Source organism: Bacillus sp. P14.5 (assembly GCF_003316765.1).
In the GTDB taxonomy this organism is placed as follows: Bacteria; Bacillota; Bacilli; order Bacillales; family Bacillaceae_B; genus Rossellomorea.
Window position 1 is genome coordinate 267540 of the sequence record NZ_NIJF01000083.1, and the last position, 22847, is coordinate 290386.

Genomic DNA, 22847 nt, shown 5'->3' on the forward strand with positions numbered 1-22847 from the left:
GCTTTCTCTTTTTAACTATTTTTCACTGAACCGGTAATTATTTGAACCTCACTCTAATAGCGCCAGTATAATTTTTAAATAAACTGACTCTGGCACCTTGTTAATGATCATTAAGCACCCCCTGGTTGGGTACGTCTCTCTTAGGCATCAGGTCCGCCACACCACTTGATAAGGGCATAGGCAATCACTTCTGCTGCAAGCAGGATTTTGGGGACTTCAATGTATTCATTTGCATCGTGAGCCGCTTCGGTGGTGCCGGGTCCAAATACGATGACAGGAATATTTCCTCCCTTTGACAAAATCCCTCCATCTGTCCCCCATGGTGAAGCTTCGATGACCGGATTGGAATCCAATACGTTTTTATAGGCGTCTGCCATCACACCCAGGAATGGATGGTCAGGTTCAAGACTTCCAGGCTGCCACCTTCCTCCAAACCACTCCAACTGTACAGGATGGTGTTCAAACCAGCTGTCATTCTCGGAAAGCTTCTTCAGGCAAGATCCTAATTCGTTCTCAACTTCTTCCATCGTTTCATTCGGTCCAACACCGATTCTTCCCTCTATCACTGCCAAGTCCGGGACTGAGGATGGCCATTTACCACTCTCAAATTTTCCTATATTAATTGGGAAAGGGATTGGTATATTTCTATAAAGGGGATCTGTCACATTCTCATTTCTTTTTCGTTCCAGCAGCTGCAGTGCATTTAAGACGGCAGCAGCCTTTTCAATTGCACTCACCCCCTCATAGCGGGTCCCGCCGTGAGCCTGCTTCCCTCTTATAGACAATCTGAACCACATGGAGCCCTGCTGTTTCGGGAACATTTTTAAGTTCGTTGGTTCAGGAATGATCGCAGCATCTGCTGTGTAGCCCCTTAGCAATGCAGCCAAGGTACCTGTCCCTCCGCTTTCTTCTTCAATTACACTCTGAAAAATGATATCCCCTTTTAGATCAATCCCATTTTCTCTTAATGCTTCAATTGCAAGTAATAGAGATACTGTTCCGCCCTTCATGTCGGTTGATCCTCTGCCGAAGACCTTTCCGTTAAGGTACTCTCCGCTATATGGGTCGATAGTCCAGGCAGTTTCATCTCCTTCAGGCACCACATCAATATGTCCATTAAGGATGATTGACCTTCCTCCGCCTTTCCCTTTTATCACTCCAACAACATTGGGGTTTCCCTGGAATTCTTCACGGTCGCAGCGATAGAATGGGTGGTTCTCTATCTCCTTTTTTCGATTTCCCAAATATCCAGTTCCATTCCTAATTCTCTGCATTTCTCTATAATGACCGCTTGTGCTTTGGATTCATTGCCGCGGACACTTTTTTCCTGTATTAGCTTTTGCAAGAGACGGACAGCCTGCGTTTCCTGGCTGTGAATCCATTGTTTGACCGCATTTTTGTCCATTTCTTTCACTTCCTTTTTACATAATATAATGTTCACTTCACGTTTTTTACCTAACCTGAAGTTTTGTCATCATGGAGGAACATATTGCAGGAATTTTCTCTTGAGGTTTCTTTTAGTAAGCTTCTATGGGACACTTGATCGGTTTCAGCGAAGTGCTTCTTAGGTTTCTCCTATGGAACACTTAAGCGCTTTTTTCCCAGCGAAGTGTCTTTTAGAATGCTTCTATTTCACACTTGAGCGCTTTTTTCTCAGCGAAGTGTCTTATAGAATGCTTCTATGTCACACTTGAGCGCTTTTTTCTCAGCGAAGTGTCTTATAGAATGCTTCTATGTCACACTTGAGCGCTTTTTTCCCAGCGAAGTGTCTTTTAGTAAGCTTCTATTTCACACTTGAGCGCTTTTTTCCCAGCGAAGTGTCTTTTAGTAAGCTTCTATTTCACACTTAAGCGCTTTTTTCCCAGCGAAGTGTCTTATAGAATGCTACTATGCACTTGGGTGCTTCTGTCTCGTGGAAGCAACTTAACTTTTTAATAATGAAATTTTTCATACAATGACCTTAAAATCGCCGGAGTGTTTAAATGAACATCAGATTCTCAGATACTTCAAAATCAGCTTCTGTATTTAGGGTAAGATCAGCCAGTGTGTATGGTTTAAATATTTCCAGGAGCCTTATTCCAGTTGCAGTTACTTCAAACACCCCCATATTTGTGATGAGCATGCTCACACATTTTGGAGCAGTCAACGGCAGCTTGCATTCTTTAACGATTTTGCTGTTTCCGTATTTATCACAGTGAGCCATCAACACAATGACTTTTTTAGTCTTCATCGCTAATTCGGTTGCTCCTCCCATCCCGGGAACTTTCTGACCGGGAATGATCCAGTTGGCGAGATCTCCTTTTTGGCTAACCTCAAGAGCCCCCAGGATTGTGAGATCAAGCAGTCCCCTTCTGATGATGCTGAAAGCCGTCAAGCTGTCAAAATAACTTCCCCCAGTTTCCAGGGTGACCGGGAATCCCCCGGCATTGCAAAGGTTCTGGTCTTCCTCCCCAGGCACTGGTGTCTTTCCAATTCCCAGGACTCCATTTTCCGCATGAAAGAGGACGTTTTTCACCCCATCCAGATGATTCGGAACTATAGAAGGTATACCGATTCCCAAATTAACGACCATGCCATCACGGATCTCTCTAGCTGCTCTGGCTGCCATCTTATTTTTCTCTGTTACTCCCAAGCCCACTTCCAGTCCACCCCTTTAGAAAGAACGATTTTATCAATGAAAACTCCGGGTGTTACAATTTCCTCCGGATTGAGCTCACCCGGTTCCACAATTTCTTCCGCTTCCACGATTGTGATATCTGAGGCCATTGCCACTAAAGGGTTGGTATTTCTTGCGCTTTTGTCATAGACAAGATTCCCAAGCTTATCAGCTTTCTTTGCATAGATGATACCTGCTTCTGCTGTCAACGCTGTTTCGGTGAGATACGTTTTCCCTTCGATTTCAATCGTCATCTTGCCTTTATTCAAAAATGGGTCATCCCAGCCAACATCCGTGATAATTCCGTACAATCCGCTTCCACCCGCTCTTATTCTTTCAGCAAGAATTCCTTGAGGAGAGAATTCCACTTCCAATTTCCCTTCGCTCATCAGCCTTCCAGCCACAGGATTACTTCCAATATGAGAGGCAATCACTTTTGCTGCTCTTCCTTCTGAAACGAGCTGTCCTATCCCGATTGAAGGAAATCCTGTATCGTTTCCTATTAAGGTTAGACCAGATAGTTCCCAATGAAGAAGATGTTTGATTATTGTAGGAGGTGATCCCACGCCCCCGAAACCCCCAAACATTAATGTCATGCCATTTCGGAAAAATCCCTTTATTTCTTCGTAATCACAGACCTTTTGTTCCCCCATGTTCTTCCCTTCCTTCAATTCATATCTCTGTAATGGCTTTAAACGTTCTTTCTAACCGGTTTATCAGCTCATCCAATTCAGGTAATGTAATTGTGAATGGGGGAGCAATCAGAATTGCCGAACCGCTTCGCCCGTCAATACCTGCAGCTGCTGGATAAAGAAGGAGTCCTTCCCTCTTCGCTCCATCTACCAGTAATGAAGTAAAAGCTGCATCTATTTTTTCCCGTTAACAGACCCCGCGAATTCAATCCCTATCATCAGCCCTTTTCCCCGGACATCCCCGATAATAGAATAGTTCTTCTTCATTATCTTCAATTGATTTTGCAGATACTTAGATTTCTCTCCAACTCCTTCAATCATCTTCTCTGATTTAATGAGTTTAAGGACAGCGAGGGCTGCCGCACTTGAAAGAGGATTTGCACTGAAGGTATGACCGCTCATTATGACTTGCGAGCCCTGAAGAATCGGTTCCAAAACTTCCTTTGTTACAAGCGCAGCGGCAATAGGGGCATACCCAGCACTCAAGCCCTTGCCCAGCGCCACTATGTCGGGTTGGACTCCCCAATGTTCCATAGCCAAAAAAGTGCCTGTTCTTCCACAGCCCGTCATCACCTCGTCTGCAATGAAAAGAATCTCATATTTTTCACATATTTCTTTCACAACCTTGAAATATTCCGGGGGTGCCTCTATTGCCCCTCCTGCTGCTCCGATAACAGGCTCAGCGATAAACGCAGCAACATTTCCTTCTCCTATTCTTCTAATCACTGTTTCAAGCTGTCTGGCACATTGAACATTGCATGCGGGATAGGTTTTGCCGAATGGGCATTGATAACAATATGGGGGTTCAACGGCCGGCCAGTCTCCCACAAATGAATCAAACCTTTCCCTTCTGACAGGGTGCCCAGAGGCTGATAAAGCTCCAAATGTAATTCCGTGATAGCTTAACCAACGGGAGATCACTCTGCGTTTGGAAGGCCTTCCTTTCTCCTGCCAATGCTGAATAGCAATCTTTACAGCGGTTTCAACTGCTTCTGAACCGCTGTTGACCAGGAAGCACCAATCCAGCCCCGTTTCTTGTGAAAGAAGGGCAGCAAGTTGTTCACTTGGCTCGTTCGTGAACTGCGAACGATAAACAAACGAAACCTGCTGCCCTTGCCTGTAAATAGCTTGCAATATTTCCTGAATTCCATGGCCGATATTAGCTGTCACTGCACCAGAACATGCATCCAGGTATTCAAAACCCTCCTTGTCATAAAGAAATACACCCTTGCCATAATCGATTTCGGGATAACCCTCCGATAGCATCGGTTTGATTAGGTGAGAACGAGGCATGAAACCCCCTCCTGATTTATAGTGGAGTTCTACTCTTACTAATACTTATGTTTAATTAGGAGAATCTTTCTTGAAAAAGTTAAACTTAAAGTGCAAGCTCGAATCCTGTTTAAGAATTATCTCTTGTGAATGCTGACTGACAGTATGAATTCTGCCAAACTGATACCATCTTCTGTTTGTACGGCATTCTGACTCTATAAATTCAGACAATCCACCATTCTATTTGAAGACACCATGACCGTACCTAACCCGTCAAACTACCCTATTCACCCCTCTGAACAGCTCCCTGACTGGACTGGCCTGCAAATCAAAATGTCCTGTAACCCCATATGACCCTGATTTAAAATTTTTCAACAAAAAAGACCGATTTAGATATCGGCCTTTTTAAGCGTTACGTCAGTTAGTATTCAGCTTTACATCAGCATTTAGGCGCGTAGCAAACCGCCCCGATAATGATCAATAAGATAAACAGCACAACTATCAGCGCGAATCCACCCGCATATCCCGCACCAGCTACAGGTGCTGCAGGATAAGCATAGCAACAATTGTCATATCCGTAATGCATATACATACCACTCCTCGGATTTATTTCTGCTTCACCATTAAAGTATGTATAAAGCGCCTAATGTGTTTGGGCTTTTGCCCAGATAGAGCAGGATAACATTTAGAAGAAGCACTTCCCCAAAGTTCCAATTTGCTTTATACTTATCAAAATAGTAAACACTTTTAGGGTTCAACTGTAAGAAACCGTTAGGCTCTTTTCGTAAACTTTGTGGCTATTTGATATTAATTGCGAAAGATAGCGCCATAATTAACCGGAAAACCTGTAAAACAAGAGAGAAAAGAGCTTCTTTATTCTTTTAGAGCGAAAAAGCCTAGTATCCAGGGGGAAAATCCGGCTTTTGGAATTTTCCGAAAGCAACAATGTATGCGAAAATAGCCCACCTTTAAGAACTTTAGAAGCAACGAGGAGATCAGGATGAAGTACTTAATAAAAAATTTCTTTAATGGTGTATTGACCATTCTGCCAATCGGTTTGGTGATATACGTAGTGTACAAGCTTTTTATTTTTCTTGACGGTCTGCTGGGGAATGTACTGAAGCCGTATATGGATGAAAATTATATACCTGGTATAGGAATATTGGCAACGGTTATATTAATCACACTGCTCGGCTGGCTTTCCACAAGGTTTATAACAGGTTCGTTCATCAAACTGCTTGATTTCACACTAAAGAAAATACCCTTGGTTAAGACTCTTTACAGCATCATCAAGGATACAGTCCATTCTTTTATTGGTGAAAAGAAGTCATTTTCAAAAGTGGCCCTCGTCACTCTTCCCGGCACTGGGATGAAATCTCTCGGATTTATAACGTCAGAAGAACTGGATCAGTTCCACGCGCCGCTAGAGCAGTATGTTGCAGTCTATATTCCGCAAACCTTCCAGGTGGCCGGATTCACATTTTTGGTTCCGAAAGATGAAGTAAAAATAATAGATGTCAGTCCTGAAGATGCGATGAAATTCATTTTATCCGGAGGCATGACCTCTTCGAAAAGGTAAAATATGTATGATTCTGCTTATGAATCGGTATGGTGTTGTTATCTCTTCTGGATTACATACCACCTTTATATGTTTAACTAAAATCTTAGTGAAATTAGCAGGTCAACAAAAAAAGAGCTGAGAAATTTCAGCTCTTTTTGTTATTTTGCAGTAACCGTCATTACCTGGCTTTGACCGGCTGTTACTTCTCCAACTTCTGCTTTTTCGACTGTGGCCAAGTCATCTCCATTAGTGACAATGACAGGTGTGATGGTGCTCTTCGCTTTCTCTTTTACAAGATTCATATCAAATGTCACAAGCGGGTCTCCCACTTTGACTTTTTTTCCTTCAGATACATGAGCTTCAAACCCTTCCCCATTCATGGACACTGTTTCCAGTCCAATATGAATAAGAAGTTCTGCTCCATTTTCCGCCTTGATGCCGACAGCATGTTTGGTTGGAAACACTTGTATAATCTCCCCGTTTACAGGTGAAACGACTTTCCCTTCCGTTGGTTCGACGGCAATTCCGTCACCCATCATTTTTTGGGAAAATACAGGATCAGGTACCTCTTCAAGGCTTAGCATCTTTCCAGTTAGAGGAGAATGTACGTTAATGGAACTAGGTGCTTCTTCTTTTTTACCGAAAAATTTCTTAAGCATTTTAATCAACCTTTCTTTGTCTGAAGTTTGTTAGCTGTGTGTATTTTTCAAGGAATGATTCATGCTGCTGGATAAGCAATCACTCAAAGAGTTTATTATATTCGCCATACCCCTCTTTTTCAAGGTCTTCCTTAGGGATGAACTTCATTGCTGCTGAGTTGATGCAGTATCTGAGCTGATCCGGTCCGGGACCATCATCAAATACATGACCCAGATGAGAGTCGCCAGATTTGCTTCTGACTTCCTTTCTGACCATAAAGTGGCTGTAATCCATCTTTTCTTCTACTTCCTCTTCTGTTATCGGTTTGGTGAAACTCGGCCATCCGCAGCCTGCATCATATTTATCTTTACTGCTGAACAGCGGTTTGCCCGAAACGATATCTACATAGATACCGTCACCGAATTCGTCCCAATACTCATTTTTAAAGGGAGGTTCTGTTCCATTATTTTGAGTCACCTCATACTGAATGGGTGATAAATGTTTTTTCAAGTCTTCTTTTTTCTTCACTGCTGCTCCCCCCAGTGTTGTTTAGTAAATGCTTTACGTCCTGAACCTATACTGTACCGTTGATAATGTGAAGGATTCTTCTTGTAGTACTGCTGATGATACTCTTCAGCTTCATAAAATTTTTTGGCCGGCAGGATCTTGGTCACGATGGGTTTCTGGAACTTACCGCTTTTGGCAAGGTCCTGCTTAGATTCTTCCGCTGCGATTCGCTGTTCTTCATCATGATAGAATATGGCAGTCGTATAAGATTGTCCCCTGTCAAAAAACTGTCCGCCTGGATCAGTGGGATCTATTTGCTGCCAGTAAAGTTCCAGCAATTTCTCATAAGGAAACTTTTCCGGATCATAGGTGATTTGGACAGCCTCATAATGGCCCGTTGTTTCTGAACACACTTCGCGGTAGGTTGGATTTTCCTTCTCTCCGCCTGTATAACCGGAAACAACATGGATTATGCCCGGCATTTCCTCGAACGGCTGAACCATGCACCAAAAGCAGCCGCCTGCGAAGGTTGCTTTCCGTGTTTCAGGATTTTCCTTCATCAATCTCATCCTTTCTCCGTTCTCCATAACAATATTCCCTTTATTGCATAATTCTAACGTGAAAATGATGAGAGGTAAAAGAATTAGATCACCGGCGGCCCACTCTGTTCTGGCTGACCTTTTTCCACTTCTTTTTTTCCAGAGATTGAAGACGTTTATCGGCTCTTCTCTTGCTATATTGGATTTCTCTTTGCAGTTTCTGATAACTTATATATCGTTCCTCATGCAGAAGACCTTGTTCAATAGCCTGTCTGATTGCACATTGAGGTTCCTCTTCATGTGTGCAATCCCGAAACTTGCACAGCTCAGCAAACTCTTCCACGTCCCTGAACTGTGTGGAAATCCCTTCATTGCCTTCCCACATTTGCAGTTCCCTCATGCCGGGGGTGTCAATGATGAATGCTCCATTTTCAAGAAGGAACATCTCCCTGTGGGTCGTCGTATGCTTCCCCTTGCTGTCTTGCTCTCTTATCTCCTTTACAGCCTGCAGGCTTTTGCCCGTCAAACTGTTTAACAGTGTTGATTTCCCAACACCGGAAGATCCCACTAACGCAGCTGTTTTTCCATGAGACAAATATGGACTGAGTTCTTCGATACCCCTGTTTTCAAACGAAGAAACAGGAATGATCGGTACTCCCATTGCGACTGCTTCCACCTCAGCAGATTTTTCTAAAAGGTTATCACATAAGTCCGCTTTACTTAGGATTAAAACGGGGCTTGCTCCGCTTTCCCAACAGAGAAGCAGATACCGTTCTAATCTGTTGATGTTCAAGTCTCCGTTTAATGACGTGACAATAAATAAAAAATCGATGTTGGCAGCGATAATTTGTTCCTCTGCTTCATCTCCCGCTTTCTTTCTGGAGAATTTGCTTGTGCGGGGCAGTACGTTCTCGATCATCGCCTGTTCATGCTCCAAAGGTTTGAATCCTACCCAGTCACCGACCGCAGGTAAGTCCTCATTGGATTGAGAATGATAGTAGAACTTTCCTGTGAGCTTCGCTTGATACTCACCCGCAAGAGAAAGCAGTGTGTAGACACCTTTATGTTGAGAGGTCACTCGCCCAATTTCGAGTGCCTCATTCTTCAACTGATTCGCCTTTTCTATGAAAATCTTTTCTAATCCGTTCAAATTGTTTCCTCCTAATAAATCCGGGCTCCCCGAAAAATTTACATACAAAAAAACCATGGCATAGGACACGGCCATGGTTCATATGCATATCGAAGAAACAGTTTAATCCTAAACAGGATCAACTAGGCATCATGATAAATCCGCACATTGAAAACAGGCCGTGTCAGTGAAATCAAAGACAAAGTACAAATTGGATTTACTCATAACACATCACCTGCTTTCTATTTAATAACCCTATTATGGCATCCTTTACCAGAAATTACAACGTTTTTTTAATTTTCACTATTTCAACCTTCTGCTCACTTAATTTTGCTTGTGATGTACTGGGTGTTTTCACCATTTTTCCCTGAAAGGCATAGTGTATTGAAGTAAATTCGAAAATAGGAGAGAGATGAATGACAAACAAAGAAGCCTATCTTCAAAAAGCTGCCATGTACGATTTATTATCCATGTATTATAAATACACTGACCCCAGACTGCACATACATTATTATCAGAAGCACTTAAAGTATATGCAAAAAGGCATTTACGGCATGAGGGACCAGCATCAAGACCGACCGGCTCAGGTAAGGGTCCTGCACGCTGTCCCTGATGCTCCGAATGTAGATGTATATGTAAACGGAAATCAAATATTGAGTGATATAGGTTTCAAAGACATCAGCGGATTCATGCCACTGCCTGCTGGAAAATATCATATTGATATATACCCAGCAGGCACCAGTGTCAGCACTGTCATCAGCAAAAAAGTAACGGTGGAACCAGGAAAGATTTATACTCTTGCGGCTGTAGGGAAAGGAAATAAATTGCAGCTTCTTCCTTATGTGACAGATCCGTTCGTCCCCCAAGGTGAAACAAAAGTACGCTTCATCCATTTGTCACCGAATGCTCCGGCGGTCGATATTGCCGTTGCAAAAGGGGATGTCATCTTCCCGAAGGTTTCGTTCAAGCAAGCAACGGATTACCTCGGGCTGACGCCGATGACTGTGAATCTCGAGGTGAGAGCTGCAGGTACGAAAGATGCTGTATTAAGTGTACCAAACGTTTCTTTTCAGCCAAATCAGGCTTACACCATTTTTGCAGTCGGTCTGCTGAATGAATCACCAGAGTTGGATGCACTGTTGGTTATGGGGTAAAATTATCCGGACCTTTTCCTGATATATATTAATATTGTTTTGTATAATCTGTCTGCGTTCAAATACCTTTGAGAACCCAGATGAGATTCGGATTCTTTACTGTATTCCATGAGTCTAGGTTACCTAACTCTCCTGACCATGTGAGAAAAGGGCATCAAGGGAGCGTCGTGCTGACCTATCTCTGCTGAAAATGAGAAAAAGGGCTACTTGAGAACTCCTAGATGCTCTATCTCTGCTGATATTGAGGAAAAAGGGCAACTAGGAAGCACTTAGATGCCCTACCGCTGCTGATAATCAGAGAACAAGGCATCATGGAAGCTCCTTGATGACTAAAAGAAGATGAGTCTGCTAGAATAGGGCATCAAAGAGAATTTTCCAAATAGAAAAATGATGGGGCACTAACACCCCATCATCATTCTTGCGCCTAGTATTATTCAATCAACTGGCACCAGCATATTAAAGACGATATTATCATTTTCCAAATCGAACTTTTCTGCCCTTACTTTCAGATCACTCTTCATTTCCAGGTTTTGCAGTGATACATAAATCAATTCTTCGTTTGGCTGGATCTTGATCCATTCTGGGAATTCATAAGAATCCCTTATAATTTTTAATACATGCTCTACCGGCAGATTCAGCGCTCCTACAGAAATGGAGTCTTGCTTCAAAAGCAGATCCCCGTTTTCCAGGGCTTTTGGCTCAAAAGTCATCTTAAAGTTTATTTCGCTGGTGAAGACTGGTACAGCACCATTAAGTACCACCTGGTCATCCAACACAACTGAGTAATCCACGGGAGCTGTGAACTCGTCCTCAATATAATGGTCGATTATTTGATTTAAATCCTTCTTGGTCGCTCTTATTTGAAAAGCGACGTTCTCTCTCTCATTTAAGCTTTCTTCAGGCAGCTCATCATCTTCAATCGGGACCATCAACAAAACGGCAACGAACAGAATCACCAAGATGTTGAAACCCAGAAGAGTAAAAAAGCTTGCCTTCCATTTTTTTTCATTCTAAAGCCCCTCTTCCCCAACACTGAATTCACTTTGAGTCAGCTCTGATAACGTTTCCCGTTCCGTTAATTCCTCAAACATTCTATCCGCCATTAATTCGTAACCTTCATCATTTGGATGGAAATAGTCACCCTCGAACAGGAGACTGTCCTGGCCTTCGATAAAAATATCGTTTACTGTAATAAACGCCGTCCTCTCATATTCAGCTAGTACTTCTTCACTGAATAGATTCCAGTTTAAGATAACTTCATCAACCTCTTTGATCTCAGAGAACCAGGTATTGAAAGGATTATAGATTCCCACCAGCACAATGCCGGCATCCGGGTTATACTGTCTGATGAGTGTCAGTATCTCACGCAGGCGATCACCATAGTTAACCATTTCTTCGTTAAAGACGGCCAGATTTAAATTATATAGGTTCTCTTTAAATACCTTCATGACATCATTGCCGCCGATCGTAATGAAAACCAGGTCAGAATCTGAGACGGCCTTGCCTACATCTTCTTCATTCAACCTTTTCAATAACTGATCGGTACGTCTTCCCCTTACCCCATAGTTTATGAACTCGGCATCTCTTATCGAGTCAAGGTTTTCAAGATGCATCTGCAAATATGGAACGTATCCACCGCTTTTTGTGCTGTCCCCCACTCCCTGAGTTAAGGAATCACCGATTGAAACAATTTTAATATCTTTCGGTATAAAGTCAGCAGGCGGCTGTTCTTTTTGCAGCAAGGTATGAGTAACTTGCGGATGAGATACGATATCCTCGCCAGAACAACCTGAAACAAATATGAAAAGGAATAAGAGAGAGAAGAGAATTTTTTTCATAAGAACGATCTCCTCTCTTTTTTATTGGCTGTTTTCTAAAGTTGCTGCTCTAAAATCCCCACTGAATAGCTAGACTTTACTCACCCAAAATAGAGAGCGCCTCTTTTCTAATGCATGGTGTGAGTCTTCGAGATAATTAATAAAATGCAGCAAAGATTTGGTAAAAAGCCTTTTTGTTTTCATTATATCATGAGAGTTTATGAAGTCCGACTTTTTTTGCTCTGCTGGTTTTACCTGATGCCGGCAATGCTGATTATCAATCCTTTTTTCACAGATGTCTCTCACCATAAAATACATTTAAAGCGGGGCAGCGGGTTAATGCATCTTTCAATAATTTTTAACGAGCTGGAGGATTTTTAAACGTTTGAAATACTTTTTTGATAAAGCTGGGATAGTTAAAATTGACTGCTACGTAATGCGTTTTCCAATCCGCTTTTTCGGTACTGTCCCTAAAGTCGCCTGAACTTTGGCCGAGTGCAGTGCCCAGGTTAACTTCAATTTCAACGGGGATCTTCACAAATTTCATCTCTGAGCCAGGCTGGATTGCCCATATTGCAAGAAGGTCATGCAGCGGGCTCCCCGCGAGGCCCGGATACGTTTTCTTATAAAACTTTTGATAATAGTCAACCAAAGGTTTTATGATTTTCCCTACTTTATCATCGGTCTGTTCAAAGTAATTATCAAGTTCGTTTATCATCTGCGGTGTGAAAATCGCATACTTGGTGACATCTAAAGGGATGATGTAGACTGGCTTCGGGGACAATTGCAAAACGATATTGGCTGCATAAGGATCTCCGTAAATATTCGCTTCAGCCAAAGGGGTAATATTCCCCGGCACTCCAAATGCTCCGCCCATGAGATAAATATCGTTCACTAATTTCATAGTTTCCGGATACAGTATAAACGCCGTCGCTAAAGAAGTCAGCCTGCCTGCGCTGAATATAGTTATATCATCCTGATATTTAGTGATGATATTTTTGACTTCAAAAAAATTCTCCAGCATTGATTCGTCAGCATGGTAATTCTCCGGGATGATCGGTCCCAGACCGGCTATGCCGTGAATCTCGGGAAAATATTGCGGCAGCTCTCCTGTCAACGGAGATACAGCACCTCCAATTACCGGCCTTTCCGCACCTGTGAGCGCTTGCAGATATTGCACATTCTTTAAAGCGGTCTCCTTTGATACATTACCGTAATCAGCAACAATTCCCACTACCTCGATATCTTCACTATAAAATGCATAGAGAAGGGCTATTACATCATCTACCCCGAAATCAGAAAACAGCAGAATTTTCTTCTTTGCCACTCATCACCACTCCTTACATTAAGATCTTCTCGTAAACCTTGCTGCTATTTTTGTGTTAGATACCACCGTAACTCACCGAAGTTTCGTGACAGACTTTTAACAATTGATCATTTATAAACCACAGAATTACCGAACCTGTTATGATGAAAATATTCAATAAAGGAAGTGATATTCAGTTTATGAGAAAAGGGATAGCTTTATATATTGTTAGTCTGGCAGTACTGATGTTATTCATCGCAGGCTGCAGTTCCAATGAAAAAAACCGTTCAACTTCTTCAGATGAGCATGTGCATCATCATGAGGAACTCGCTAACGGGGATATAAGAGAAGAGACAGCAGGACCTGAGCAGCTGCCGTCCTTTTTAGATGAAAAGGATGACAACATTAGGCTGGTCTATGCCTCTGCCGCCCAAAATCCTGACTTATTGGAATACATTCCATGCTATTGCGGATGCGGGGAATCTGCTGGGCACATGAACAATCTGAATTGCTTCGTCCATGAAATAGAGGGAAATAAGGTCATCTGGGATGATCATGGCACAAGGTGTCTTGCTTGTCTGGAAATCGCTGCCGAGTCCATTGTAATGTACGAAAAAGGAGAATCTATTAAAGATATCCGTCATTACATTGATGAAAAATATGAAGAAGGATATGCAAAACCGACGCCGACGCCAATGCCTTCTTAAGGGCAGGCTCTTTTCGTAACACTCTTTTCGCAATGGTTGTGGCTATTGAGAAGTAATGGATTTCCGCTCCAGTCGCACGACTCCGCGGGGCGTGGGGTGAATTAAAAATCGGAAGCGGCCGTTCAGCGACATACAGATTTCAGGGCTCTCGATGAGATAAAGGAAACACAACGATCGGAGTGAGTTGATGTTGACTTATCGCAAGGAGAGAGAACGAAACCTGCTAGTCGCTAAGTCCGTTCCAGTGGGTACGGACCCTCGGCCGCTGGAGCTAGATTGGCCTCTACTGCTGCACAAACCAGTCCGTTTCCTATCTTCTAAACAAAAGGAAGGTTCCCGTCAACGGAACCTTCCTTTTATTCAATCTGTATAATACATAAACCCAATCGCGCCCGGTCCTGTATGTGTACTGATAATCGGCGTCGTATCCTCAATTTCGATAGCTTCATAGCCGGTCAATTCAGTAATCCGGTCTTTTAGCTTGTGTGCGAGGTCAAGCCCATCTGCATGGACAAGGCCAACTCCGCGGATTGTCTTTCCTTTTACGTCTTCCATAAACTGAGATGCTAAGTATTTGACCACCTGTGAATGGCTTCGCACTTTTGCTACGGGAGTATATTCCCCTCCAGCTAATGAAGCAATCGGTTTAATATTCAACAGAGATCCAATCAAGGCCTTCCCCTTACCTATCCTTCCTCCCTTGACAAGATTCTCCAATGTGTCAACAACCACAAATAGATTGGTTTCATTTCTGACTTGATTCAGCCTTTCCAGGATATCTTCAAGGCTTTGTCCGTCCATTGCCATCTTTGCAGCCTCTATCACCTGAAAGGCAAGTGCTTTTGAGATAAAGCGCGAGTCAATCACCTTTACATTCGCAGAGCTCATTTCAGCCGCACTTTCAGCGGATCTTACGGTACCGCTCATATTTCCCGTCATATGTATAGATAGCACAATGCTTCCATCGCTGCCCAATTCGTCATACAATTTGACAAATTCTCCTGCAGGAGGCTGAGAGCTTTTAGGAAGTTCATTGGACTCCTTCATCTTCTCCATGAATTCTTTTGGAGTGATGTCGACCCTATCCAGATAATTCTCGCCTTTTATTGAAATAGACAGAGGTACTACGTGAATACCGTATGTTTCAATATCTTCTTTTGAGAGATCGACAGTTGAGTCCGTTACAATTTTGATATCTTTCATTTCCACACATCCTTGTCTCGTGTATGCTTGTATTATACCTTGATATGGAACCGTTTTAAAATGTTTTACTGTCTGTCGGCGCTTCTTTTTTAAAACGGCATGTTCAAAGGCTCATTTCGTTAACTTAACTGTTATTAATTGCATAGAATAACGCCATCATTTACCCGCAGTATCCTGGTAAACAAGGAAGGAAAGAGCTGCTTCCCCTGATTATAGAGAACAACCTTAGTATTCCAAATAATATCGGGACATGAGGTTTTTCAATTACATCAATATATGCGAATACTGCATCAAAAAAGAAGCACCTCCCAAAAGGAGTGCTTCCGAATCAAGAGCTATGCATTATTTTTTAATTCTACGGCATGATAGATACTTTGGTATTCCGGCCATTTCAAATGTCTCTTTAAATAATCTCGGAAACTGAAAACTTTCTTTCCGGGAGCCTGATTAATTTCTGTCAGAAACATCTGAAGCCGCATATTGACTTTAAAATAGAGCGGGTTATCATTGGCCAACACTGGAATGTCTAAAATCTTTACCTTCTGTCCATAACCATTTTTGAACTCAAGGCTTTTCAGTAACAAAATATCAATCCTCTTTTTCACCCGTTTGAATATATTATACCTTATAATCCACTACGACAGAAATGTTGTTGATGGATTTTCAACTTTTTATTACGACAAATTCCCCAATGGATTTACACAAGACTCAAAATCGTTCCTGGTAGAATTAACTTCCTGTGATACTTTATACTTTGTCATGGACTCTGCTGGAAAAGGGGCCAGCAGATCCTTTACTTCGCTAAAGCTGTATTCACCCGTCGAAATCCATTTGTTAATACTTTCCTCTCCTTTAAGGATGACAGGCATCCTGTCATGCACCGGCTTTACAAGATCATTGGCAGAAGTTGTAATGATCGTCGAAGAAACAGTTGTTGAATTATCTTCTTCCTGCTTGTCCCACAACCCGGCAAAAGCAAAAGGTTCATTATCCTTCATCATAAAGCGATAGGGCTGCTTTTTCCCGTCCACTCTCTCCCACTCAAAGAAACTATCCGCCAAAATGGCCGTTCTCTTTCTGTTCAGCAAGTGCTTGAAGCTCGACTTTTCTTCCAACGATTCACTTCTGGCGTTAATAAGCGGCTTCCAACTCTTCTTATCTTTTACCCATGATGGGATAAGTCCCCATTGAATTGGCCCTCCCCTTCGCTTTCCTTTACCCATAATCAAGGACAACACTATTTGAGATGGGGCAACATTGAATCTCGGTCCCCATTCATCAACCAGTTCGTCAATGAGAAACTTCTCAATCAGTTCTTCATAAGATATTGTCAGTGTAAATCGTCCACACATGCCTGCCGCCTCCCTCTCGTATGTAATTACAATTATGACACATATTATATAAGACTTTTTAGAGCAAACCCACTAAAAGCATTGGAGGTTGGTTATATATGGATTATAAACTTAGTTCCGTCGATAGTGAAATCCCTGTTGTCCTCACAATAGATCCGGATAACGGCATCTATACCATACGTAAAAGCGATACAAGCGGGGAGGTATTTAACGACCCTGAAGATCTATTGAACTGGTATGAAAAAAACTTAGAGCCCGCCCACTTTTCTTCCTCGAGTGAATACAAGAAAGCCCTTCAATGGATTAAAGATAATATTCATTAAGTTTTCTGGTGTGCTTTACTCTTGGGTTTTAATATCTTTCATTTGCCATACCGCCTCCGCCATATTATGATAAAATCAGGATAGAAAAAGGAGGTACAAATCGGTTGGCCTTTGATTATACAGACTGGAAAGAAGAATTAGCGAACGCTATCACTCATGGAATCGGCTTTCTCCTCAGCATCCCTGCTCTTGTGCTGCTGATAATGGCTGCGGTTGAAAAAGGGACCGCATGGCATATCGTAAGTTATACAATATTCGGGGTAACCATGCTGCTTCTTTATTTATTCTCAACATTGCTACACAGCTTTAAGCCATCCCCAACCAAAAAACTGTTCGCCATACTGGATCATTCAGCTATTTATCTGCTGATCGCCGGAACGTACACACCATTTATGCTAGTAAGTTTCCGAACCCCTTTAGGCTGGACCATATTTGGAATCATTTGGGGCCTGGCTATAGCAGGAGTTGTCTTTAAATGTTATTTTGTCGACCGTTATCAAATCATTTCAACCCTGGTTTATCTTCTTATGGGGTGGATGATTATCATTGCCGTCAAGCCATTATATGAAATCTTAAGTCCGACTGGATTTCTTCTCTTGTTGACTGGCGGAGTTTTCTATTCAATTGGTGCAGTTTTTTATGTATGGAACAAACTTCCATTCAACCATGCGATTTGGCACTTATTTGTTTTGGCTGGGAGCACTTTCATGTTTCTATGTGTACTGCTATACGTTTAAGGATCAGCATTATATACAAGAAAAGACCCTGCAGGCATCCAGCAGGGTCTTTTCTTCATTCATTTAACTGTATCAGGATACGAGTTTTACAAGCATATGGGAAAGCATATGCTGCTCTTCTTTATTACCAGCTTTCCATAGTTCATAAAGAAGTTTTTCTTCACGGTTTTTCGGCTCTTCGTGCTTAGCCAGATAATCTCCGACTTTCTGAGCCGCTTTAGCTTTCTGTTCTTCATTTAAACCTAATTTGTCAGCTTTATCTACTTTATCACCCAAATAGGATTTAAAGCTTTCGAAGTTGGAAAGAATGTCTTCTTTTTTATCCTCTGACATGTCGGAAAGTTTGCCTTCTACTTGGTTGCCTACTTTACTGTCATTAGTATTTGTATTGTGTTCCATTCTGTCTCATCTCCTTAATATTTATTGTTACAGTGTCTATATTCCCGGTTCGCATTAGACTAAACCATCCGGAGCACACTGAAATAATAATATTGATAAAGACAGAAAACCTCACTTTAAGAAGCTTTGTTTAACTTGCTGTTTTCTATGATTCCCTTTACGAAATCCGCCATCTCCCTTGGCGTCATGCCTTGATATTCACTGAGAGGAACAGCTGGCAGGACGTCTATCTTTACGGAAGCCGGCTTGAGCCCTCTTTTTTGATTTTCATAAATATCGGCTGTGCCAGTGATATGGATAGGCACAACCGGTACCCCGGCTTCCAGGGCAATTCTGAAAGCCCCAGTCTTAAAATCGGCGATTCCCCGGCCTTTACTCCTTGTCCCCTCAGGAAAAACCACCAGAGAGTGGCCGTCCTTCAATTTAGCGATACATTCTCTCAGGGAGAGCACAGACTGTCGTTTATTCTTTCTGTCCACAAAAACACAGTTCAAAACATCCATCCAGCCACTGATGATGGGAACTTTTTTAACCTCGATTTTTGACATGAATCCAAATGGTTTCCCTATATACCCTAATAGTACAGGTATATCAAAATCCCCCTCATGATTGGAAACGAACAGGACAGGTCCATCGGGAATATAAGCTTCCCCTGATACTGCCACGGAGGTGCCAGTACGTTTAATAATCCCTTTGGCCCACCGTTTGGCCATCGCGTGTCTCTTCCTGTCTTTTTCTTCAACAGGGAGTGGTCCGCCAATTTTTTTCATCCTAATAAGATTGGGCACGCTATAAATCAAATATAATGCCATAAACGATAGTACATATATGAAACGAATCATGATGAAACCCCTTTCTGATTTTCTCTTTGTAATTATATCTTTTTTCTGTGGGCCTGACTTCTTTTCTCAGGAAGTTTTGATAGAAGATAGTATAGGTATTTACTTTACTGCCATTTTTACATGACGTGTCACTAATTCAATCCTGATTTTGAAATTTTTTTCCGAAAGCAACTATATTTGAAAACAGCTATTTAGAAAAAACCACTGAATATATTCCTTCATAGAAAAAGCTGACAGGATTTGAACTACCCGTCAGCTTTTATGTTTGATTATTTCTTTTTGTATTCTTCAAAAACATAATGATAGGGATTTTTTTCGTTTTGTACCCCCTGCTTAGTGGAGACCAGTTCATACTCGTCCCAATTTAGATCAGGGAAGTAAGTGTCTCCTTCGAAGGTTTCATGTATTCTTGTCACATACAGCTTGTCAGCATAGGGGATGAATTTTTCGAAAATCTCTGCTCCGCCTGTCACCATAACCTCTACTTCCATCTCTTTTGCATGATGGAGGACTTCTTCTATTTCATGATATACGATGCAGCCTTCCGCTTCATAAGAAACATCTCTCGTAAGGATAATGTTTTCTCTTCCAGGCAGCGGCTTTCCAATGGATTCAAACGTTTTTCGTCCCATTACGATTGGATGGCCCATTGTGGTTTCTTTAAAGAACTTCAAGTCCTCAGGAAGTCTCCATGGCAGTTTATTTTCATGGCCGATGACACCATTTTGATCCATTGCCCAAACAAATGAAATCATACACTTACAACTCCTTTAATATGGGGGTGAGGGTCATAATTTTCCAGTGAGAAATCATCAAAGGTGTAGCTGAAAATATCTTTGACATCCTTATTGATACGAATGAATGGAAGAGAACGGGGCTCTCGAGATAACTGCAGCTTAACTTGTTCTATATGATTTTGATAAATATGAACATCCCCGAAGGTATGGACAAACTCTCCCGGCTCTAAATCACATACATTGGCAATCATCATTGTTAACAGTGCATATGAGGCAATATTGAACGGAACCCCAAGGAAAACATCTGCCGACCTTTGATATAACTGGCAGGACAATTTCCCATCTGCCACGTAGAATTGAAACAAGCAATGGCAAGGAGGAAGCGCCATCTTTTCGATTTCTCCTACATTCCACGCATTTACTATTAACCTTCTCGAATCGGGGTTGTTCTTAATGGTTTGGATTAATTCGGATATCTGGTCGATTGTTTCTCCCCCGGCACCTTCCCAAGAGCGCCATTGTTTTCCATACACCGGGCCGAGGTCTCCAGTTTCGTCCGCCCACTCATTCCAAATGCGGACACCGTTATCCTGCAGGTATTTAACATTGGTATCACCATTGAGAAACCAGAGAAGTTCATGAATGATCGACTTCAAATGAAGCTTTTTCGTCGTGATCATCGGAAACCCTTCACTGAGGTCAAAACGCATTTGGTACCCGAAAGTGCTGACTGTTCCAGTACCAGTCCGATCACCTTTCTTAGTGCCATTGTTCAATACATGTTCGCATAGCTCAAGATATTGTTTCATGTCGTACCCCTTTTACATAGATTCCAATTCTCTGAAAAATTGGTGTGTCGCTGGAGCTGTTTCTTCCAGCTCCTCATTGGTTTTCAAGTTTAGATAATACATCGCAAATGCCTCTGCGAAATATTCCTCTTCGTAATTAAGGAAATAACCTTCATCCGGAAAAAGAAGATGAGCTTCCTGCTTCCAAATGGCAGTGAACTTCATTTTATAGTACAGGTCATCCAGCACGTAACGATTGATGCTGTGTGCCAGTTCATGGAGTTCAAGATTGATCGATCCGTGGCCGGAGCCTTTTTCGCTGTGGCCAATTTTCACAAGAACCAGCTTGGAACCTCCGATACCGGGGACCTCATCCCAAGTTCTTTCTGTATTAGTGTACCCTCTCGGTGTCTCTCCTTTCAAGTGTTGAGTCGTGGGGAAATTTGTTAACTTATCCTGAAACAAGCGGATCATAATTCCTTCTGTTTGAACAGATTGCAGAAGTCTGGGAGGAAGATGGTCAAGGCGGTATATAATATGCCGCACCTGCGATTCATCATATGGTTCCTCAGGCAGGAGTATAATTTTCTCCAGAATATCAGAATTCAATTTAATGTCTTTTTTTATAGGAGCCTTTTCAAGTAATAACCCGGGGTAATCAGCTGAGGAATTTTGCATATAAAAAAAGACTCCTGCAAAGACAGCAGTGACAAGTAATGAAAGTTTCTGATACATCCAATTGTCACCCTTTCTATAGCATGAGGCTTAGAATTAATAGGTTACGGTCAGTTTGACTATGAAACTAGTATAACATATATTACAATAATATTTCTCTGTAAGATTATTGAAAAATCGGATTAATCCGTCAAGATGTTAAAGAAGTACTTAACGGCTTTTCCGTATGTATTGCCTCTTAGGAAAAGGCTGTTTACACATGTATTGGTGCTATAAGAAAAATCCAAAGAGCCGGATTTTCCCCAAGAAACTAAGGGTTTCCTCTCAAATCAGTGAGAGCAGCTCTTTTCTTTTCTTTATTATCAACAGATTATTCCAGGGTATAATGGTTGTTTTTTAGGGATTCGTATCAAATAGCAACAAAGTTTACGAAGAGAGCCTAGTAAAATCCCAAGCGAGGCTTCTCTTCTTTGCTTAAGGGAAAAACTTTTAATAAAGGAAGTTTCAGCAGGTACCCAGCACGCTTGCACTCCTCGGAGTCTAACCTGTATAAGACACCGTTCGTGTGATTCTTCCCACAAAAAAACAAGAACGCGTTGACTAACGGGTTCTGTTTTGAAGTACAAACTTCAAATTATCCAAAGAAATGGTTGAGTTATTCACACCCAAAAAGAATGTCTATTGATTTCCACTCCAGGTGCGTGACTCCGCGGGGCGTGCGGTGAGCCTCCTCGGCTTCGCCTGTGGGGTCTCACCTGTCACGCTAGTCCCGCAGGAGGTCACACACCTTCCGTTCCAATCAAATCATTGCTGACTTTCTTAAAATATATACTCTCCTTTATATTAATATGGGAATAAAAGTGCACAGGAAATCGTGCCACAAATTTTGAAGAACAAAAAGTTCTGTCATTTGCTTTTTAGGTTACATTTTGTATTACCAATTGAACAGATTAACCAACAAGAATACCGTTAAACCAAGGAAAAAGGATTGTCAAAATCGATGCGATTTGGTACTCCTTTTGATATGTAAATTTTTATTTTGTACTCGAAAACAGAACCCGTTACGCGTTGACGTCCTTGTTTTCTAGCATTTTATGACAGGCTGCTCCATTGAGGAGGTACGTTTTTGTCCCAGTATATATCCCCAAGGCTGTGGTGCTCCTGAAAGTTATCATGCTTTGTATGATAATGGAAATTAAAATAGTAACCCTCTAGAGGAGGGTGGTCCCGTCTTACATGGAAACGGATGATATCTTCGCCGCTCCGTTCATCATAAATGTGAAAAATCTTTTCGCTTTTCGCGTAAGCAGGAACTTCTGAAATGGTTAAGTGTGAAAGCTCATTTTCTGGAAATTGCTCTGTCGTTTCTTCAATTGCAGCTTGGATCTTTGGCAGGATGATACTCTGGAATTCATTTTCAATGACCGGCTTGATTTTGCTGCCAAATTTGATATAAGCCTGGTTTTCTGCTTCTGTCAGCATCTTTTGGACAAAGACCTCATGATCAACTTCGGCTTCTTCCGCAGCTTCGGTTACCTCAGTCTGGCTATGTAAGCTTGAAGCGGCTTTCGTATTAGATTTATTTAAGGTCTCATTTTCATTTAAAAAAGCTTGTGAGGGAGTAACCAGGCCAAATGTTAAAATGGATATCAGTACAACAAACGATTTTCTCATCCAATTAGACATCGAGATTCTTCCTTTCTATATGTATCTCTCTCTTTTTTATTATACATATATAGACGGATGAATGGTCAAAAAGGTTTCGAAAATTTTATGAAGGATATTAAATGAGGAATATGGTACTATATTAAA

The 22847-nt window shown here is 41.8% G+C and carries 22 protein-coding genes and 4 pseudogenes; 5 read left to right on the forward strand and 21 right to left on the reverse strand.

The window, feature by feature from the left end:
• Nucleotides 1-140 precede the first annotated feature (140 nt).
• The 5 genes and pseudogenes from B9Z54_RS15975 to B9Z54_RS26715 all read right to left on the reverse strand — a co-directional run.
• Nucleotides 141-1405: pseudogene (locus B9Z54_RS15975) on the reverse strand (peptidase).
• A 573-nt stretch (nucleotides 1406-1978) separates the two neighbouring features.
• A complete protein-coding gene (locus B9Z54_RS15980) occupies nucleotides 1979-2638 on the reverse strand; it encodes a 3-oxoacid CoA-transferase subunit B (RefSeq protein ID WP_113929313.1) in 660 nt (219 codons plus the stop codon).
• Nucleotides 2623-3309, reverse strand: coding sequence for a 3-oxoacid CoA-transferase subunit A (locus tag B9Z54_RS15985; protein WP_113929314.1), 687 nt, complete (start codon nucleotides 3307-3309; stop codon nucleotides 2623-2625). The genes B9Z54_RS15980 and B9Z54_RS15985 overlap by 16 nt, the downstream gene beginning before the upstream one ends.
• A 19-nt stretch (nucleotides 3310-3328) precedes the next feature.
• Nucleotides 3329-4641, reverse strand: a pseudogene (locus B9Z54_RS15990) (aspartate aminotransferase family protein).
• A gap of 418 nt (nucleotides 4642-5059) precedes the next feature.
• Nucleotides 5060-5152 (reverse strand): annotated as a pseudogene (locus tag B9Z54_RS26715) (YjcZ family sporulation protein); the annotation flags it as partial.
• A gap of 468 nt (nucleotides 5153-5620) precedes the next feature.
• Here B9Z54_RS26715 and B9Z54_RS16000 point away from each other — a divergent pair.
• Nucleotides 5621-6199: a DUF502 domain-containing protein gene (locus B9Z54_RS16000; RefSeq protein ID WP_113929316.1), complete on the forward strand. Its 579-nt coding sequence runs from the start codon at nucleotides 5621-5623 to the stop codon at nucleotides 6197-6199.
• A 140-nt stretch (nucleotides 6200-6339) separates the two neighbouring features.
• Here B9Z54_RS16000 and B9Z54_RS16005 read toward each other — a convergent pair whose 3' ends face one another.
• From B9Z54_RS16005 to rsgA, 4 genes are all read right to left on the reverse strand, one after another.
• Nucleotides 6340-6840 (reverse strand): PTS sugar transporter subunit IIA, encoded by a 501-nt coding sequence (locus B9Z54_RS16005; RefSeq protein ID WP_113929317.1) that lies wholly within the window; start codon nucleotides 6838-6840, stop codon nucleotides 6340-6342.
• Between the two features lie 79 nt (nucleotides 6841-6919).
• Entirely contained in the window at nucleotides 6920-7348 is a 429-nt protein-coding gene (msrB, locus tag B9Z54_RS16010; RefSeq protein WP_113929318.1) for a peptide-methionine (R)-S-oxide reductase MsrB, read from the reverse strand.
• Entirely contained in the window at nucleotides 7345-7914 is a 570-nt protein-coding gene (gene msrA / locus B9Z54_RS16015) for a peptide-methionine (S)-S-oxide reductase MsrA (RefSeq protein WP_113929319.1), read from the reverse strand. The genes msrB and msrA overlap by 4 nt, the downstream gene beginning before the upstream one ends.
• 61 nt (nucleotides 7915-7975) lie before the next feature.
• Nucleotides 7976-9016: a ribosome small subunit-dependent GTPase A gene (rsgA, locus tag B9Z54_RS16020; protein WP_240189961.1), complete on the reverse strand. Its 1041-nt coding sequence runs from the start codon at nucleotides 9014-9016 to the stop codon at nucleotides 7976-7978.
• Nucleotides 9017-9411: 395 nt separating this feature from the next.
• On the opposite strand from rsgA, the gene B9Z54_RS16025 reads away from it, so the two are divergent.
• On the forward strand, nucleotides 9412-10149 hold the full coding sequence (locus B9Z54_RS16025) for a DUF4397 domain-containing protein (RefSeq protein WP_113929320.1): 738 nt from the start codon (nucleotides 9412-9414) through the stop codon (nucleotides 10147-10149).
• Between the two features lie 434 nt (nucleotides 10150-10583).
• On the opposite strand, the pseudogene B9Z54_RS16030 reads toward B9Z54_RS16025, so the two are convergent.
• From B9Z54_RS16030 to B9Z54_RS16040, 3 genes and pseudogenes are all read right to left on the reverse strand, one after another.
• Nucleotides 10584-11141, reverse strand: a pseudogene (locus B9Z54_RS16030) (YpmS family protein); the annotation flags it as partial.
• Between the two features lie 18 nt (nucleotides 11142-11159).
• Complete coding sequence (locus B9Z54_RS16035; protein WP_240189963.1) at nucleotides 11160-11987, reverse strand: SGNH/GDSL hydrolase family protein; 828 nt, start codon at nucleotides 11985-11987, stop codon at nucleotides 11160-11162.
• Between the two features lie 337 nt (nucleotides 11988-12324).
• On the reverse strand, nucleotides 12325-13293 hold the full coding sequence (locus tag B9Z54_RS16040) for a nucleoside hydrolase (RefSeq protein ID WP_113929323.1): 969 nt from the start codon (nucleotides 13291-13293) through the stop codon (nucleotides 12325-12327).
• Nucleotides 13294-13472: 179 nt separating this feature from the next.
• Here B9Z54_RS16040 and B9Z54_RS16045 point away from each other — a divergent pair, with 179 nt between their 5' ends.
• Entirely contained in the window at nucleotides 13473-13979 is a 507-nt protein-coding gene (locus B9Z54_RS16045; protein ID WP_113929324.1) for a PCYCGC domain-containing protein, read from the forward strand.
• Nucleotides 13980-14339: 360 nt separating this feature from the next.
• Here B9Z54_RS16045 and B9Z54_RS16050 read toward each other — a convergent pair whose 3' ends face one another.
• From B9Z54_RS16050 to B9Z54_RS16060, 3 genes are all read right to left on the reverse strand, one after another.
• The gene (locus B9Z54_RS16050; protein ID WP_113929325.1) at nucleotides 14340-15182 is read right to left on the reverse strand and encodes a DegV family protein; all 843 of its coding nucleotides are present in this window, start codon (nucleotides 15180-15182) and stop codon (nucleotides 14340-14342) included.
• A gap of 335 nt (nucleotides 15183-15517) precedes the next feature.
• A complete protein-coding gene (locus B9Z54_RS16055) occupies nucleotides 15518-15766 on the reverse strand; it encodes a DUF2535 family protein (protein WP_113929326.1) in 249 nt (82 codons plus the stop codon).
• Nucleotides 15767-15856: 90 nt separating this feature from the next.
• Nucleotides 15857-16534: an SOS response-associated peptidase gene (locus tag B9Z54_RS16060; protein WP_113929327.1), complete on the reverse strand. Its 678-nt coding sequence runs from the start codon at nucleotides 16532-16534 to the stop codon at nucleotides 15857-15859.
• A gap of 98 nt (nucleotides 16535-16632) precedes the next feature.
• Here B9Z54_RS16060 and B9Z54_RS16065 point away from each other — a divergent pair, with 98 nt between their 5' ends.
• Both B9Z54_RS16065 and trhA read left to right on the forward strand, forming a co-directional pair.
• Nucleotides 16633-16857, forward strand: coding sequence for a hypothetical protein (locus B9Z54_RS16065; protein WP_113929328.1), 225 nt, complete (start codon nucleotides 16633-16635; stop codon nucleotides 16855-16857).
• A 104-nt stretch (nucleotides 16858-16961) separates the two neighbouring features.
• Entirely contained in the window at nucleotides 16962-17594 is a 633-nt protein-coding gene (trhA, locus tag B9Z54_RS16070) for a PAQR family membrane homeostasis protein TrhA (protein WP_113929329.1), read from the forward strand.
• A gap of 72 nt (nucleotides 17595-17666) precedes the next feature.
• Here trhA and B9Z54_RS16075 read toward each other — a convergent pair whose 3' ends face one another.
• From B9Z54_RS16075 to B9Z54_RS16100, 6 genes are all read right to left on the reverse strand, one after another.
• A complete protein-coding gene (locus B9Z54_RS16075; RefSeq protein ID WP_113929330.1) occupies nucleotides 17667-17993 on the reverse strand; it encodes a DUF3243 domain-containing protein in 327 nt (108 codons plus the stop codon).
• Nucleotides 17994-18109: 116 nt separating this feature from the next.
• Nucleotides 18110-18835: a lysophospholipid acyltransferase family protein gene (locus B9Z54_RS16080; RefSeq protein ID WP_113929331.1), complete on the reverse strand. Its 726-nt coding sequence runs from the start codon at nucleotides 18833-18835 to the stop codon at nucleotides 18110-18112.
• Nucleotides 18836-19104: 269 nt separating this feature from the next.
• Nucleotides 19105-19590 (reverse strand): dihydrofolate reductase, encoded by a 486-nt coding sequence (locus tag B9Z54_RS16085; protein ID WP_113929332.1) that lies wholly within the window; start codon nucleotides 19588-19590, stop codon nucleotides 19105-19107.
• A complete protein-coding gene (locus B9Z54_RS16090) occupies nucleotides 19587-20381 on the reverse strand; it encodes a thymidylate synthase (RefSeq protein ID WP_113929333.1) in 795 nt (264 codons plus the stop codon). Before B9Z54_RS16090 ends, B9Z54_RS16085 begins: the two co-directional genes overlap by 4 nt.
• 12 nt (nucleotides 20382-20393) lie before the next feature.
• Nucleotides 20394-21038, reverse strand: coding sequence for an anthrax toxin lethal factor-related metalloendopeptidase (locus B9Z54_RS16095; protein ID WP_240189964.1), 645 nt, complete (start codon nucleotides 21036-21038; stop codon nucleotides 20394-20396).
• A gap of 1089 nt (nucleotides 21039-22127) precedes the next feature.
• On the reverse strand, nucleotides 22128-22721 hold the full coding sequence (locus tag B9Z54_RS16100) for a YpjP family protein (protein WP_113929335.1): 594 nt from the start codon (nucleotides 22719-22721) through the stop codon (nucleotides 22128-22130).
• Between the last annotated feature and the right edge of the window lie 126 nt (nucleotides 22722-22847).